This is a genomic window from Lysinibacillus sp. NPDC093688, assembly GCF_050280145.1.
Lineage (GTDB): Bacteria > Bacillota > Bacilli > Bacillales_A > Planococcaceae > Lysinibacillus > Lysinibacillus xylanilyticus_B.
Map to the genome: position 1 here is coordinate 48,800 of NZ_JBNNUX010000014.1, position 15,900 is coordinate 64,699.

General features: G+C 40.0%; 16 protein-coding genes and 1 other annotated feature. All 16 genes read right to left on the reverse strand.

Annotated features, from left to right (window positions below; genetic code table 11):
- Positions 1 to 126 precede the first annotated feature (126 nt).
- The 16 genes from secE to ACQKN2_RS12870 all read right to left on the reverse strand — a co-directional run bounded on the left by secE (position 127) and on the right by ACQKN2_RS12870 (position 15,890).
- Positions 127 to 312 (reverse strand): preprotein translocase subunit SecE, encoded by a 186-nt coding sequence (gene secE / locus ACQKN2_RS12795; protein WP_053596042.1) that lies wholly within the window; start codon positions 310 to 312, stop codon positions 127 to 129.
- A gap of 48 nt (positions 313 to 360) precedes the next feature.
- Complete coding sequence (gene rpmG / locus ACQKN2_RS12800; protein ID WP_323648551.1) at positions 361 to 507, reverse strand: 50S ribosomal protein L33; 147 nt, start codon at positions 505 to 507, stop codon at positions 361 to 363.
- A gap of 76 nt (positions 508 to 583) precedes the next feature.
- Positions 584 to 1,231 (reverse strand): RNA polymerase sporulation sigma factor SigH, encoded by a 648-nt coding sequence (gene sigH, locus ACQKN2_RS12805; protein WP_427415284.1) that lies wholly within the window; start codon positions 1,229 to 1,231, stop codon positions 584 to 586.
- A gap of 67 nt (positions 1,232 to 1,298) precedes the next feature.
- A complete protein-coding gene (locus ACQKN2_RS12810) occupies positions 1,299 to 1,811 on the reverse strand; it encodes an NYN domain-containing protein (protein ID WP_427415329.1) in 513 nt (170 codons plus the stop codon).
- Between the two features lie 2 nt (positions 1,812 to 1,813).
- Positions 1,814 to 2,566, reverse strand: a complete 753-nt coding sequence (rlmB, locus tag ACQKN2_RS12815) for a 23S rRNA (guanosine(2251)-2'-O)-methyltransferase RlmB (RefSeq protein WP_427415285.1) — start codon at positions 2,564 to 2,566, stop codon at positions 1,814 to 1,816.
- Positions 2,566 to 2,985 carry a Mini-ribonuclease 3 gene (locus tag ACQKN2_RS12820; protein ID WP_427415286.1) on the reverse strand — a complete coding sequence of 140 codons (420 nt, stop codon included), beginning with the start codon at positions 2,983 to 2,985 and terminating at the stop codon, positions 2,566 to 2,568. Before ACQKN2_RS12820 ends, rlmB begins: the two co-directional genes overlap by 1 nt.
- A gap of 5 nt (positions 2,986 to 2,990) precedes the next feature.
- On the reverse strand, positions 2,991 to 4,391 hold the full coding sequence (gene cysS / locus ACQKN2_RS12825) for a cysteine--tRNA ligase (RefSeq protein WP_427415287.1): 1,401 nt from the start codon (positions 4,389 to 4,391) through the stop codon (positions 2,991 to 2,993).
- Positions 4,388 to 5,038, reverse strand: coding sequence for a serine O-acetyltransferase EpsC (gene epsC, locus ACQKN2_RS12830; protein WP_427415288.1), 651 nt, complete (start codon positions 5,036 to 5,038; stop codon positions 4,388 to 4,390). Before epsC ends, cysS begins: the two co-directional genes overlap by 4 nt.
- A 333-nt stretch (positions 5,039 to 5,371) precedes the next feature.
- Positions 5,372 to 5,590, reverse strand: a binding site (T-box leader).
- 50 nt (positions 5,591 to 5,640) lie between these two features.
- Positions 5,641 to 7,101: a glutamate--tRNA ligase gene (gltX, locus tag ACQKN2_RS12835; RefSeq protein ID WP_427415289.1), complete on the reverse strand. Its 1,461-nt coding sequence runs from the start codon at positions 7,099 to 7,101 to the stop codon at positions 5,641 to 5,643.
- Positions 7,102 to 7,192: 91 nt separating this feature from the next.
- Entirely contained in the window at positions 7,193 to 7,669 is a 477-nt protein-coding gene (gene ispF, locus ACQKN2_RS12840; RefSeq protein WP_053482833.1) for a 2-C-methyl-D-erythritol 2,4-cyclodiphosphate synthase, read from the reverse strand.
- A gap of 315 nt (positions 7,670 to 7,984) precedes the next feature.
- A complete protein-coding gene (gene ispD, locus ACQKN2_RS12845) occupies positions 7,985 to 8,677 on the reverse strand; it encodes a 2-C-methyl-D-erythritol 4-phosphate cytidylyltransferase (protein ID WP_427415330.1) in 693 nt (230 codons plus the stop codon).
- 12 nt (positions 8,678 to 8,689) lie between these two features.
- Positions 8,690 to 9,775 (reverse strand): PIN/TRAM domain-containing protein, encoded by a 1,086-nt coding sequence (locus tag ACQKN2_RS12850; protein ID WP_323648538.1) that lies wholly within the window; start codon positions 9,773 to 9,775, stop codon positions 8,690 to 8,692.
- A 553-nt stretch (positions 9,776 to 10,328) separates the two neighbouring features.
- Positions 10,329 to 11,705 (reverse strand): DNA repair protein RadA, encoded by a 1,377-nt coding sequence (gene radA / locus ACQKN2_RS12855; RefSeq protein ID WP_427415290.1) that lies wholly within the window; start codon positions 11,703 to 11,705, stop codon positions 10,329 to 10,331.
- 96 nt (positions 11,706 to 11,801) lie between these two features.
- On the reverse strand, positions 11,802 to 14,246 hold the full coding sequence (locus ACQKN2_RS12860; protein ID WP_427415291.1) for an ATP-dependent Clp protease ATP-binding subunit: 2,445 nt from the start codon (positions 14,244 to 14,246) through the stop codon (positions 11,802 to 11,804).
- On the reverse strand, positions 14,236 to 15,345 hold the full coding sequence (locus ACQKN2_RS12865; protein WP_427415292.1) for a protein arginine kinase: 1,110 nt from the start codon (positions 15,343 to 15,345) through the stop codon (positions 14,236 to 14,238). Before ACQKN2_RS12865 ends, ACQKN2_RS12860 begins: the two co-directional genes overlap by 11 nt.
- Complete coding sequence (locus tag ACQKN2_RS12870; protein WP_323648532.1) at positions 15,342 to 15,890, reverse strand: UvrB/UvrC motif-containing protein; 549 nt, start codon at positions 15,888 to 15,890, stop codon at positions 15,342 to 15,344. Before ACQKN2_RS12870 ends, ACQKN2_RS12865 begins: the two co-directional genes overlap by 4 nt.
- Positions 15,891 to 15,900: the final 10 nt, after the last annotated feature.

A 15,900-nucleotide genomic window follows, 5' to 3' on the forward strand; every position in this document is an offset into this window, starting at 1 on the left:
TATCCCTAGTAGCATACTTACCATATTGAGAATATTTTACTGCTGATCACTTCATAAAACAAACGAAAAAACCCGTTTATTGTAATGACGGGCTATTTCAGAAGTATTAACATGCTATTTACTAAATTATAACTCTAAGTACCAGCGGAATAATGATGAAATACCTAAGTCTACTAACACAAAAAATAAAGCCATAATTACAACAGTTGAAATTACAACGACTGTATATTTCGTCAGTTCTTTACTTTTTGGCCAGCTTGTTTTGCGCATTTCCGACATTACATTGCTGAAAAAGCCTTTAATCTTGCCCATTCTAGCCTAACCTCCGAATCAATCATATCTGTCTATTTACAAATCATTTTATAGCGTTTGTTTATGCACTGTATGTTCATTGCAATGCGAGCAAAATTTCTTTAATTCGAGGCGTACATTTGAATCTTCCTTAGCTGGAAACGTATAATTTCTCGATCCGCATTTTTCGCAATTTAGAACGACTTTTTTTGCCATATAATCACCTTTTCGGCACTTTGTCTTTTCAAGACTAACACCTATATTTGTCAATGTCAATAAAGGCATACAACCGCTAAGACATTTCTTCAAGCACTAAATGTCGCTCTAATTTACGCTTTACTCGTTGTAAAGCATTGTCAATAGACTTCACATGACGATTTAGTTTTGCAGAAATTTCATGATAAGACTGACCATCTAAGTAAAGAGCTAACACTTGTAGTTCTAGTTCACTTAAAATCTCACCCATCTTTTCTTCTAAGTAGCCATACTCTTCTCTATGAATCATTAACTCTTCCGGATCATCCATAATAGCACCCGTTAATACATCCATTAAAGTACGATCTGACTCTTCATCAAAAATAGGCTTGTCCAAAGAAACATATGAATTTAGTGGAATATGCTTTTGTCTTGTAGCTGTTTTAATAGCCGTAATAATCTGCCTTGTAATACATAGCTCAGCAAAAGCTCGAAAAGAAGCAAGCTTATCTCCCTTAAAATCGCGAATGGCTTTATATAAACCAATCATGCCCTCTTGCACAATGTCTTCCTTATCTGCACCAATTAAAAAATAAGATCTAGCCTTTGCTCTTACTAACAAACGGTATTTCGTAATTAAATAATCCAACGCATCTGTATTACCTTGATGCACCATTTCAATAAGTTCTTCATCATTGAATCGTTCAAAATCTTGTGTCACTTGTACAATACTATTTTTAAACATGGTATCACCTCAGCCACAACAGATAATAGGAACAGTATAACGGAATTGGAAAATATGAGTCAATCAATCATTTCAAACCACGCCGCCACTTTTCAAAGGCTAAAGCAACATCCGGCTTAAGCTCCATGCGAGATGGCGGTTTGCTATCATGTTTTTGTTTCACATCGTGAGAAATTTTATGTTGGATAATACCCATATCAATTTCTAGCTCTCTTGCCGACTTTCGCAGAGCACCATTACCAAAAATAACGTTTTGCTCTGCCATATCGGAGGTTGCTACGTGAATCTGTACATTTCTAGCCTTTAGTTCGTGTGTCATTTTTTCAATACGTTCATCTGCTGTTTCGTTTTTCCGTGTATAAATGATTTCGACATCGTTTTCTAAATAAGTTTGCTCCACACCCGATACAAGATGTGCGTCAAAAACTATAATTACGCGCCACCCCATAGCTGCCTTATACTCAGCCATAAGCTCAATCAATCTCTTACGGGCATCTTCAAAATTTGTATCACGTAATGGTCGTAGCTCTTTCCAAGCTCCTATCATATTATAGCCGTCAACAAGCAAAATGTTGTTCATTGTCAATCATTCGCTTCTTGACGTTTACGATACACTTCGTACATTAAAAGTGCAGCAGCTACCGATGCATTTAGTGATGTGACATGCCCAACCATCGGTAAATGATATAAAAAGTCACATTTCTCTTTTAATAAGCGGCTCATTCCTTTGCCTTCACTACCAATAATAATCGCAAGCGGCAATGTTGCATCCATTTTACGATAGTCTGCAGAACCTTTGGCATCTGTACCTGCAATCCATACTCCTCGTTCTTTTAGCTCATCTACCGTCTGCGCTAGATTATTAACACGCACAACAGGTACATGCTCAATTGCTCCAGTTGATGACTTTGCCACTACTGCTGTCAAACTCACAGAACGGCGCTTCGGAATAATAATGCCGTGCACACCTATCGCATCAGCAGTTCGCATAATAGAACCTAGATTATGCGGGTCCTCTAGCTCATCCAAAATTAAGAAGAATGGGTCTTCTTGTTTTTTTGCCGCCGCAGCAAATAACTCCTCTAGCTCTGCATATCTATATGCTGCAACAGAGGCAACAATTCCTTGGTGATTGGCATCTGATAATTGATCGACCTTTTTTTTCGGGACAAATTGAACAATGACACCACGTTCTCGTGCCAAATCTAGAAGTTCATTAACCCCTGATTTTTTCACACCTTCTGCAATCCATACTTTATTCATATCGCGGCCTGCACGAAGTGCTTCTAACACTGGGTTTTTACCGGCAATAATTTCTCCATTTTGCTCTGCCATTAATTTGACACTCCTTTCGATTCCTCGATTATTTGAATAGCGTATGCAATGATTGCATAAACGCGTTCTAATTCATTTAATAAATATAAACTACCAAGCACAGCCTCAAAGCCTGAGCTATTACGGTATGTTTGAACATCTGTATTTTTGGGCACAGAGCCGGATTTGGCATTGCGTCCACGACGGAACACAGCCAACTCCTCCTCTGTTAAAAAGCCTTCATCCATCATTCGATGTACAATCATAGATTGTGCTTTCGCTGATACGTAATGTGTCGCTTCTCTATGAAGTGTGTTAGGTTTGACGCGGCCGGCACGTAGTAAATGCTCTCGTATCTTTTGTTCTAAAACCGCGTCCCCCATATAGGCTAACGCTAATGCATTCAATTGCTTGACATCTTCGTTGCGGAGTTTATCCAAATCACTTACCCTCGTTTCCATCTAGTTCCTTGTCGCGTATCTTCTAAAATGATACCTTGCGCTTGCAAATGGTCACGAATTTCATCTGAACGAGCAAAATCACGATTTTTACGAGCTTCTATACGCTCCTGTAAAAGTGCTTCAATTTCTTCGTCTAATAACTCTTCTTCTTTTGCAAATTCAATACCTAAGACGTCACCTAACACCTCAAAAGTTTCAGTAAAACTCAATAATACTTTTTCATCAGTATTCGTTTCATTTAAATAAATATTTGCGATACGCGCTAATTCAAATAATACGGAAATGGCGTTGGCTGTATTAAAATCATCATCCATCGCTTCTTCAAAATGAGCTTTTTGTTCAGCAATTTTTTCAAGCCATTCTTCTGAGTGATCGCCTAAGCTTGCTGTTGCTGTTAAACGGTGTTTGACATTGTTGTAGGCAGTACGAATTCGTTCTAAACCATTTGTGGCTGCATCTACTAAATCCTTCGCAAAGTTAATCGGATGACGATAATGCACTGAAAGCATAAAGAAGCGTAAAATTTGCGGGTCAATTTGCTTACGAATATCATTAACAAGTATAAAATTACCAAGAGATTTGGACATTTTTTCATTATCAATATTAATATACCCATTGTGCATCCAATAACGCGCGAACGTTTTATCATTATGAGCTTCAGATTGTGCAATTTCATTTTCATGATGCGGGAATGTTAAATCTTGCCCACCAGCATGAATATCCATAGTATCTCCTAAATGCTCACGCGCCATTACTGAGCATTCAATATGCCAACCTGGACGTCCTTTGCCCCACGGACTTTCCCAGTAAATTTCACCTGGCTTCACAGCTTTCCATAGAGCGAAATCTAACGCATCATCTTTTTTCTCGCCTGCTTCTATACGAGCACCAATCTTTAAATCATCTACCGCTTGGTGAGATAATTTACCGTAACCATTAAATTTACGAGTTCGGTAATAAACATCACCAGCTGACTCATAAGCATAGCCCTTATCGATTAAAACTTGAATGAATTGAATGATATCATCCATATGCTCTGTTACGCGTGGATGTACATCCGCTTTCTTGCAGCCTAACGCTGTAACATCTTCAAAGTACGCATCAATAAAGCGTTCCGTTAATTCATGAACTTCTTCTCCAAGTTCATTAGCAGCCTTAATAATTTTGTCGTCCACATCTGTGAAATTTGAAACAAATTTCACATCGTAGCCTTTGTATTGAAAATAACGACGCACTGTATCGTAGACAATTACAGGACGTGAATTCCCAATATGAATGTAGTTATAGACTGTCGGACCGCAAACGTACATTTTTACTTTGCCTTCCTCCAGCGGTACGAAAGTTTCCTTTTGTCGTGTTAATGAGTTGAAAATTTGAATACTCATTGTGTTTCTCTCTCCTTTTGTAAGCTTTCGATTTCCTGATTCAATGCTGCAATCTGCTTCTCGAAAGCTTGACAACGTTCTTCTACAGGGTCAGGTATATTTTGGTGGTCTAGTTTTTTCTCTAGACGAACTCCATCCTTAATCACTATTTTACCAGGAATACCGACAACCGTAGCATTTGGTGGCACTTCTTTTAAGACAACTGAACCTGCACCAATTTTACTATTTTCACCAATTGTAATAGAACCTAACACTTTTGCACCTGTTGCAACCAGTACATTATCCTCTAATGTCGGATGGCGTTTTCCCTTTTCTTTCCCTGTACCACCTAAAGTAACACCTTGATACAACGTTACATTATCACCAATCTCACATGTTTCGCCAATGACAACGCCCATCCCATGGTCAATAAAGAAACGTCGACCGATTTTCGCTCCAGGGTGAATTTCAATTCCAGTAAAGAAGCGACTAATTTGTGAAATGGTACGGGCAATAAAATAAAAACGCTTTTTAAAGAACCAATGGGCAACTCGATGTGACCAAGTAGCGTGCAGGCCCGAGTATGTTAATATCACTTCGAATACACTGCGCGCTGCTGGATCATTCTCAAAAATCGTTTCTACATCTTCCTTCATTCTTTTAAACACAAAAGCTCCCCCTTTTCATTTTGATCTGCCTTGAACCTATCAATTATGCCTCGGCATAATTCCGTGACATCCGCCGGAGGCTTTGGGCCAACGTGATGTTAGTCACTCAGTCATTGCCACAGGACGTGGCGGTCTTAGACTAAGTCCCTCTATTTCAGTGGGTGTTTGGACACCCGCTGAAAGAAGTTGAAAGCCCACACAGTCAACTGGATCCCTGGCCTGCTGACGTTGATTTCACCGCAGAGTTAGTCGAGTGAAATTTGGCGCATCCTCTACTTCTAGTCCTATGTCCAGAAAATAAAAAAGCGCCCCTATCATCCCCTAAAAGGGGATGACAGAGACGCTAAAATTGCGCGGTTCCACTCTGATTGAAGGCGAATGCCTTCCACTCTGGACGTTCTGTAACGGGAACGAATCGATAAAGCCTACTATTTGTTCAGCTTTATGCTCAAAGGTGCATTTCAGTTTTGCCTAGGCTCAGACCACTTTCAGCCGGTGATGGTCCTCTCTTTAGAGCATGCGCCACTTACTTCTCCTTATCAACGCTTTCTCAATGTAAATACATTTTACAACGAACTGATAAATTGTCAATCAATTTCTACTTATTGTGCAAATTTTTCTACACGATCAATTGTTTTCTGTTTGCCAATTAAGCAAATCGCGTTAGGAAGCTCTGGACCATGCGTTTCACCCGTCGTTACGACGCGGATTGGCATAAATAGATTTTTACCTTTGTGACCTGTTTCTTTTTGAACAGCTTTAATAGCCGCTTTGACAGTATCAGGCGTAAATTCCTCTAAACCTTCAAGCTGTGCTTTAAATGCAGTCATTACCTCAGGTACCTGCTCGCCTGCTAAAACTGCTTTTGCTTCTTCATCATATTCAATATGATCGTTAAAGAATAGGCGAGATAGTTCTACAATTTCAGCACCAAAGCTCATTTGATCATGATAAAGTGCGATTAAATCTGTAGCCCATGCACGTTCTTCTTCTGTTAGCTCCTCTGGTAATAAACCAGCTTTTTGTAAGTGTGGTAAAGCTAATGCCACTACTTCTTCTAAAGATAATTTTTTAATGTATTGGTTATTCATCCAAGTAAGCTTTTGTTTATCGAACATAGATGGTGATTTTGAAAGACGTTTTTCATCAAAGAGTTTAATAAATTCTTCTTTTGAGAAAATCTCTTCTTCCCCTTCAGGAGACCAGCCAAGTAATGCGAAGAAATTGAACATTGCTTCAGGTAGGTAACCTAAATCTTTATATTGTGTTACGAATTGAATAATTGATTCATCACGTTTTGATAATTTTTTGCGGTTTTCATTAATGATTAATGTCATATGACCAAAGCGTGGATATTCCCAGCCAAATGCATCAAAAATCATCATTTGTTTTGGTGTATTGGATAAATGCTCTTCACCACGGAATACATGTGAAATTTCCATAAAGTGATCATCTAGCACTACCGCATAGTTATACGTTGGGATACCGTTTGCTTTAACAAGTACCCAGTCACCAATATCTTTTGACTCAAACGATACTTGTCCACGTACTAAATCCTCAAACTCATATGTTACATTTTCAGGCACGCGCATACGAATTGTATACGATTCGCCAGCAGCTTCTTTAGCTGCAACTTCCTCTGCTGATAAGTTGCGACAAGTACCATCATAAGTTGGAGCTGCTACACCTCGTGCTTTTTGTTCTTCACGAGACGCTTCTAATTTCTCCGAAGAACAGAAGCATTTGTAAGCTAAACCTTGCTCTAGTAGCTTTTCAGCGTGCTCTTTATAAATATCAAGACGCTCCATTTGACGATAAGGTGCATATGGTCCACCGATATCGATCGACTCATCATATTCCATACCTAACCATTTTAAATTATCTAGCTGAGATGCTTCTCCGCCCTCTACATTACGCTCAATATCTGTATCCTCAATACGTACGATAAATTTACCGTTATGATGTTTTGCATATAAATAGTTAAATAACGCTGTACGCGCTCCACCGATATGTAAGAAACCAGTAGGGGATGGCGCGTAACGAACACGAACTTCTTTCGCCATAATTAAAAGCCTCCTAAATTTTCGATCAAAAAATTGACTTTGTTCATTTTACCACTCTGTTACAGGAAATAAAAGCACTGAGCGCCTGCTTTTATTTCTTCATCAATAGGATTGTCGCCATCGCAGCGATCCCTTCCTCGCGACCTGTAAAACCTAAACGCTCAGTTGTTGTTGCTTTAACATTCACTTGAGAAGGCTCTGCATGAAGCAATTCAGCAATACGATTTTGCATTTGTTCAATGTACGGTGCCATTTTCGGACGTTGTGCCATAATCGTACAATCCACATTACCTAGAACATAGCCCTTATCCTCTACGATTTTCCAAATATGCTCCAGTAATTTCGCTGAATCAGCATCCTTGAATGCTGGATCTGTATCCGGGAAATGACGACCGATATCCCCCTCACCAATAGCCCCTAACGCTGCATCTGTTACAGTATGTAATAAAACATCTGCATCCGAATGCCCTACTAACCCTTTTTCATGAGGAATTGTTATACCACCAATAATTAATGGACGCCCTTCTTCAAATGCATGAACGTCAAATCCTTGTCCTACTCGAAACATATGATTTTGAGACTGTCTAATAAGATAAATAAACGAATAAAATCCACCAACCGAAGCTCATTTACTTCAAAAGTATGCAGACTTAAAAACCTTCTATTCAGCTTCTAAGGCAGTCTCATTCACCTTCCTTCACTTTTATATTTACTCTATATTATACCCTCACATTTTAACATATTTCCTAGGAAATTGAGTTGGTAGTGAACAGTACTGTGAAATCAATTATGCCTCGGCATAATTGCGTCCGGAATCGGAAAGATAGATAAATGTAAAATCTCATCAGCAAATTATAATGCTGATGAGATTATTAGTTTGTTATTATGTTTTTTTCAAAGCACGTTTACGCAAGATCGCTTCACCAAAAACTAAATCCTCTTGCGTCGTCATCTTTACATTTTCGTAGCTGCTTTCTACAATATGCACCTCATGGCCAAGACGTTCAACAAGCATTGCTTCATCAGTACCAAGGAAGCCCACCTTCTCAGCGACATCCTCCGCCTCTACAATCAAATCAAATTGAAATGCTTGCGGGGTTTGAATCATCCATAAGCTTTCTCGGTCAATCGTCTCTTCAATAACACCATCACGTACTTTTTTCATCGTATCCTTCGCACGAACACCCGCAATCGCAGCGCCAAAGTCATGCGCATTTTGCACAAGATTCTCTATAATGTCGTGAGTAATAAATGGACGCGCAGCATCATGCACTAGCACAATATCAACCTGCTTCATTTCTTTCACGCACGAATGGACGGAATGCTGTCGCTCTGCACCACCATCAGGTAAACCTTTCACTTTAGTAATTCCATACCTCTCTAGCATTTCTTGAATATATACACGCTCTTCAGGCTTTACTGCAAGCCAAATACCTGTACACTGACTATCCTGTTCAAATACCTCAAGTGTGTGTATGAGGATCGGTTTTTCTAAAAGATTTAAAAATAACTTGTTTTGCCCTGCGCCCATTCGCTTTCCGCTTCCTGCAGCAGGCAATACTACTTCATATTGCACATTTCCCACTTCCTAGTCATCCTTTGGTTTAGCAAAAATCATACGACCTGCTGATGTTTGAAGAACACTTGTTACGGTTACTGTAATTGCCTGTCCTATATAGCTACGTCCACCTTCAACAACGATCATTGTGCCATCATCTAAATAAGCAACCCCTTGATTATGCTCTTTCCCATCTTTAATGACCATCACTTGCATATTCTCACCTGGAATTACGACAGGTTTGACCGCATTTGCTAAATCATTGATATTCAGCACTTTAACGTGGTGTAACTCGCAAACCTTGTTAAGGTTAAAGTCGTTCGTCACTATTTGTGTGTCGATGCCCCTTTTCTTTGCAAGGCGCACTAGCTTTAAGTCAACCTCTTGAACATCCTCAAAGTCCTCTTCAGTAATCTCAACATTCGTCATACGTTCATCTTGTAATTTTTTCAAAATATCTAAGCCGCGGCGCCCTCTTGTACGCTTTAACGTATCCGAAGAATCAGCAATATGCTGGAGCTCAGTAAGAACAAATTGGGGTACAACTAGTGTACCTTCTATAAAGCCTGTTTCAGAAATATCTGCAATACGACCATCAATAATAACACTAGTATCTAACAGTTTATAGCTTCCTCGTACCTCTTGAGGCTCTACACCTTCCGCTAGTTTTTTCTTTGAAGTGTTACCACGCAAAGTAAATAGCTGGATTAATTCATCTCGCTTTTTAAAGCCTACACGGAACCCTAAATATCCAAGCACAAATGACAGTATAATTGGTAAAACCTTTGTAAAACTCGGCAAATCCATACTATCGATTGCAAATCCTAAGAAATAAGCAACGATTAGTCCAATAATAAGTCCAAGTGTACCAAATAATAAGTCACCAACCGGTACTTTAAATAGCACCTCTTCCATCCAGCTAATAAGCTTTACAAAATAATCCGAAAAGGCAAATGATAATGTAAATAGTAAAAGCGCTCCTAAAGCTACTGATACGTAAGGATTATCAAGCCAAGGATTAGATGATAAATGAAGCAATTCGTATAATGGCGGTAAGAAAACAAGGCCCAATGCTCCTCCAATCAGTAAAAAAGCAATTTGAACAAATTTTTTCATAAACTGTCACCTCCCATTCTTAATATATAATTATACATAGTTTACTGCAGAAAATCTTTTATGACCCCATCAAAGCATCGGTAATTTCATCCATTTATTGATCATCCCGAGTCTACTGAAAATCGATTACTAAAATTCTTCACACTATACTCAACAATGCTCTTTAGCATCCGCTGGGCAATCAATTATGCCTCCGCATAATTGCGTCCAGAATCGGCTTTGTGCTTAGGCCTGCAAATGTTTTTTGTGCGTAAGCGAAGCGACAGCAACAACACGGTTTTATCTGTGCGAAAGCGAAGCGACAGCAACAACTACATGAGCGCCGACACGATGTCGGTCATCTCGGTAATGCACAGGACGTGGCATTTTCAGACTGAGTCCCTCTATTTTAGCGGGTGTTTGGACACCCGGTGAAAGAAGTTAAACAAGCACTTTTACGGACGTTATCATAGACGCCATTTCCCCTCTTAGAGTTTCCTACCTTCTATCTATGAATTCTAGTCATGCAATTAAAAGTGCATGTCAGAACATAGTCCAACATGCACAAACCTCTTTATAGCTCTCTAAAGCAAGCATTTAATGCATCCTTTATCGTTTCTACACCAACTATCTCAATACCTTGTGGGAAATCCCAGCCACCGATATTTGAGGCTGGTATGAAGGCCCGTTTAAATCCCAGCTTTGCTGCTTCGATCACACGTTGTTCAATACGAGATACACGACGCACCTCGCCTGTCAAACCTACTTCCCCAATAAAGCAATCCGTTGCCCTAACAGCTTGATCCTTAAAACTCGAAACAATACTTGTCAACACAGCCAAATCAATGGCAGGCTCATCAAGCTTTACGCCGCCAGCAACTTTAATATATGCATCCTGTGCCTGCAGCATGAGACCCATTCTCTTTTCAAGGACGGCCATAAGCAGTTGCACACGATTTTGATCGACACCCGTTGCCATTCGTTTCGGATAATTAAAGCTTGTTGGTGTTACCAGTGACTGAATTTCAACTAGAATTGGCCGTGTACCTTCCATTGAGGCTACGACTGTTGACCCAGCCGCCCCCTGTGAACGCTCCTGTAGGAACAACTCAGACGGGTTTAACACTTCCTTTAAGCCCCCCTGAAGCATTTCAAAGATAGCAATTTCATTCGTAGAGCCAAAGCGGTTTTTTTGGCTGCGTAAAATACGGTGATTATGATGTCGTTCTCCTTCAAAATACAATACCGTATCAACCATATGCTCCAAAATACGTGGTCCTGCAATTTGTCCCTCTTTTGTTACATGTCCGACTAAAAATATGGCAATTCCTTTTGTTTTTGCAATTCGCATAAGTTCTGCTGTACATTCACGCACTTGTGATACACTACCAGGTGCACTCGTTACCTCTGGATGAAAAACAGTTTGAATAGAATCAACAATAACAAACTTTGGCTGCACATCATCAATGGTCTGATTTAAAAACTCTAAATTCGTTTCAGAATATATATAAAGTTCCTGTGAGATCACCCCTAAACGTTCTGCACGCAGCTTTGTTTGACGGATGGATTCCTCACCAGAAATATAGAGCACACGATGTCCCTTATTCGAAAGCAACGCAGATACTTGTAGTAATAACGTCGACTTCCCAATCCCAGGATCTCCCCCAATTAACACAAGAGAACCTGGTACGATGCCTCCTCCTAATACTCGGTTAAGTTCACCCATTTCTGTAGCAACTCGTGATTCCTCAGCAGCTTCAATTTGCATAATAGGGAGAGCCTTTTGGGTAACCGTAGCAGAGTGTTGGAATGCACCTCGCGGCCCTTTTGCAACGACCTCCACCTCTTCGACCATCTTATTCCATTCTCCACATCCTGGACATCTTCCCATCCATTTTGCGGATTCATAACCACAACTTGAGCATACAAATTTTGTTTTTTTCTTTGCCAAAATGCCTTCACCTCGAATATTTGTTCTTATATTTATTATTGTACATAAAAAAAGACAGCTTGGCACTTAAAGCCTTGCTGTCTTTTTAAATCGCGATTATTTAGAAGTAGAAACTTCCTCTTTTTTCTTTACAACAAACTCATCATTCACGTAATCAATGATCACTTGGTTGCCCTTCTCTACATTACCTTTCAACAGTTCTTCCGATAAACGGTCTTCTACTTGTTTTTGTAATGCACGACGTAGTGGGCGAGCACCGTATTGAGGATCGTAGCCTTCCTCTGCAATTTTTTCAAGAGCCGAATCCGTTAACTCTAACGAAATGTCTTGCTCTTTTAGACGTTTTGTTAAAGCATTCGCCATCATCGCTACGATTTCTTTTAAATGTTCTTTTTCTAGTGAGTGGAAGACGATCATTTCGTCGATACGGTTTAAGAATTCTGGGCGGAATGCTTTTTTCAGTTCCTCCAGCATTGTACCCTTCATATCTTTATACTTCGTATCCGTACCACCTACATTGAAGCCAAGGTTTTTCTGATATTTTAAAGCATCCGCACCAACGTTTGATGTCATAATAACAACTGTGTTGCGGAAATCCACCACGCGACCTTTAGAATCTGTTAAACGGCCATCCTCAAGTACTTGAAGTAAGATATTGAAAACATCTGGATGAGCCTTCTCAATCTCATCTAGTAATACTACAGAATATGGTTTACGACGAACCTTTTCTGTTAGTTGACCGCCATCATCAAAGCCTACATAGCCCGGAGGTGAACCAACTAAACGTGAAGTCGAATGTTTTTCCATGTACTCAGACATATCAACACGAATCATTGCGTCCTCATCGCCAAACATAACTTCCGCTAATGCTCTAGCAAGCTCTGTTTTACCAACCCCTGTAGGGCCTAAGAAGATAAATGAACCAATTGGTCGTTTCGGATCTTTCAAGCCAGCTCTTGCACGACGAATTGCGCGAGAAATTGCCTCTACCGCTTCTCCTTGACCTACAACACGTTTGTGTAACTCTTCTTCAAGTTGTAATAACTTAGAAGATTCTTCGGAAGCAATTTTTGATACTGGAATTCCAGTCCACATAGACACTACCGCTGCTACATCATCCACTGTCACTTTTGATTCGGCTTTTCCTTGCTCTTCTTTCCAATTTTTTCTCGTAGTTTCAATTTCATCTTTTAGTTTTTGCTCTGTATCTCTTAAAGATGCTGCTTTTTCAAATTCTTGACCTGAGACAGCCGCATTCTTTTCAGAACGTACACTTTCAAGCTTATCTTCAAGTGCCTTTAAGTTCGGTGGCACTGCGAATGAACGTAAGCGTACTTTAGAACCTGCTTCATCAATTAAGTCGATCGCCTTATCTGGTAAGAATCGATCAGAAATATATCGGTCACTCATTTTTGCTGCCGCTTCAATTGCTTCATCTGTAATTTTCACACGGTGATGTGCTTCGTAACGATCACGTAAGCCTTGAATAATTAGAATCGCTTCTTCTACAGTTGGCTCATCAACTTGAATTGGTTGGAAACGGCGCTCTAATGCCGCATCCTTCTCAATATATTTGCGATACTCATCTAGTGTTGTTGCACCAATACATTGAAGCTCGCCACGCGCTAAAGATGGTTTTAAAATATTTGATGCATCAATGGCACCTTCTGCACCGCCGGCACCGATCAATGTATGCAATTCATCGATAAATAAAATTACATTACCAGCTTGGCGAATTTCATCCATTACTTTTTTCAAGCGATCCTCAAATTCACCGCGATATTTTGTTCCGGCAACAACAGTCCCCATATCAAGTGTCATAACACGTTTATCACGAAGAATTTCTGGCACTTCATTATTAATAATTTGCTGTGCTAAGCCTTCAGCAATAGCCGTTTTACCGACACCTGGCTCACCGATTAATACAGGGTTATTTTTTGTACGGCGAGAAAGAACCTCGATAACACGTGTAATTTCCTTGCTTCGACCAATGACCGGATCTAGAGTGCCTTCACGAGCAATTTGCGTTAAATCACGCGCAAGGCTATCTAGTGTTGGTGTATTGGCAGCCTGTGCAGCTTGTTGACCAGATTGAGCATTGTCGTTATTGCCTAATAACAATAGCACTTGCTGACGAGCTTTATTCAATCCGACACCGGCATTATTTAATACACGAGCCGCTATACCTTCACCTTCACGAATAAGCGCCAATAGTAAATGCTCTGTTCCAATATAGGAATGGCCTAATTTACGTGATTCATCGACTGATAGCTCTATTACTTTTTTAGCTCGAGGTGTGTAGTGGACAATTGGGCCAACATCCTCTTTACCTTTTCCTACAAGCTCTTCAATACCTGCTTCAATCATTTGAGGGCTAATATCAATGGCTTCTAATGCTTTTGCAGCAATACCGCCACCTTCGCGGATAAGCCCTAAAAGAATATGCTCTGTTCCAATTGATTCGTGCTTCCAACGAATTGCCTCTTCTTGTGCAAGCTGTAATACTTTTTGTGCGCGTTGTGTAAAACGATTAAACATCAAATGAATCCTCTCCTTTTCCCCGAATAATAGGCTTACTCATATTTTCGCGAGATAGTGCCTCACGAAGCATTTCAGCCCGTACGCGATCTCGCTTAGCAGGCGGCAAAACGTCCCCTGCATAATTCTGTAAAAACCCTGGTTGCATACTGACTACACATTCGTTTAATTTAGTCGCTTTAATACCTTCAATTAACTGTAAATCTACTCCTAAACGAACATTGGATAGACAGGTAGCAGCTTCCTCACTCGTTAAAATCCTAGCATATGTTAACGTACCTAAAGCACGGTACACACGGTCTTCTAGAGCAAGCTCTGCTTTTTCCATTAACTTGCCTCTTGCATGCCGTTCTTTTTGAATTATTTTTTCAGCGACACTTTGGATGTCTGCTAAAATGTCATCCTCTGTTTTTCCTAGTGTAATCTGATTTGACACTTGGTAAACGTTACCTATATTTTCGCTACCTTCTCCATATATTCCTCTTACCGTCATTCCTAATCGAGTCATTGCATTAATGATTTGATTCATCTGACCCGTGAGTGTAAGGGCTGGCAGGTGCATCATGACAGATGCTCGCAAACCAGTACCAATATTTGTTGGGCAACTTGTTAAATAACCAAATGTATCTCGAAACGCATAAGGCAAAGCTTTCTCTAAGGTACGATCAATTTTATTGGCCTGCTCGTATGCCTGTTGAAGTTGAAAACTCGCTGTCATACATTGAATGCGTAAATGGTCTTCTTCGTTCACCATAATGCTAATTGATTCGTCATCCGATAAGAGCATGGAGCCAACTTCCTCTTTTTTTGCAAGCTGAGGACTAATTAAATGTTTTTCTACAAGTATTTGACGTTGTAAAGGCGTTAAATCTTTAATAGCAAAATATGAATAATTTTCTTGAAGTTCTGTACTGTCCTTTATCGCATGTGTAACTGCCTGTTCTACATGTAATGCTTCATCCTCTGTAAAGGCTAATGGAAAACGATAACCATCTAAATTTCGAGCAAGGCGGATGCGTGTACTAATGACAATATCTGAATAATCGTCCTCCACACTCATCCATATTGGTGTAGCACGCTCTAAAAACGATTCAATCATCACGACACATCACCACCTTCAAATTGTACCTGCTTCTCAAGTTCCTTTGCTTCATCGCGAAGCTTAGCTGCCTCTTCAAATTGTTCTTTATCTACAGCAAGCTTCATACGTTTACGAATATCCTCAATTTGCTTTTTGATGACATAAACATTGCTTCGAGCACCAGGCATTTTCCCTATATGTTGAGGACCAGCCTGTATACGGTTAAAGAGCTTCGGTAAGTGCTCGCTAAAGGTGTCATAGCAGCTAGGGCATCCAAATTTACCTTCTTTTAAAAACTGTTTATACGTAAATCCACATTGTGGACATGTTTGCGGTTGTGGCGGTGCTTGCTGCTTTTCACCCACTTTTTGTTGCTGCCATGTAGGTGAGCCAAACCAATTGGATAATAGCTGTTGAATAGATACTGGCTCTTGCTTAAATTCAGCATGAAATGGATGGAACTGCGAGGCGCAGACGTCACAGTAATGGTGCTCCACCTTTTGACCACTTTGAACTTGTGTTACAGTAACTGTCGCATTACGCTGCTTACAATGTTCGCAAATCATTTCCATCACC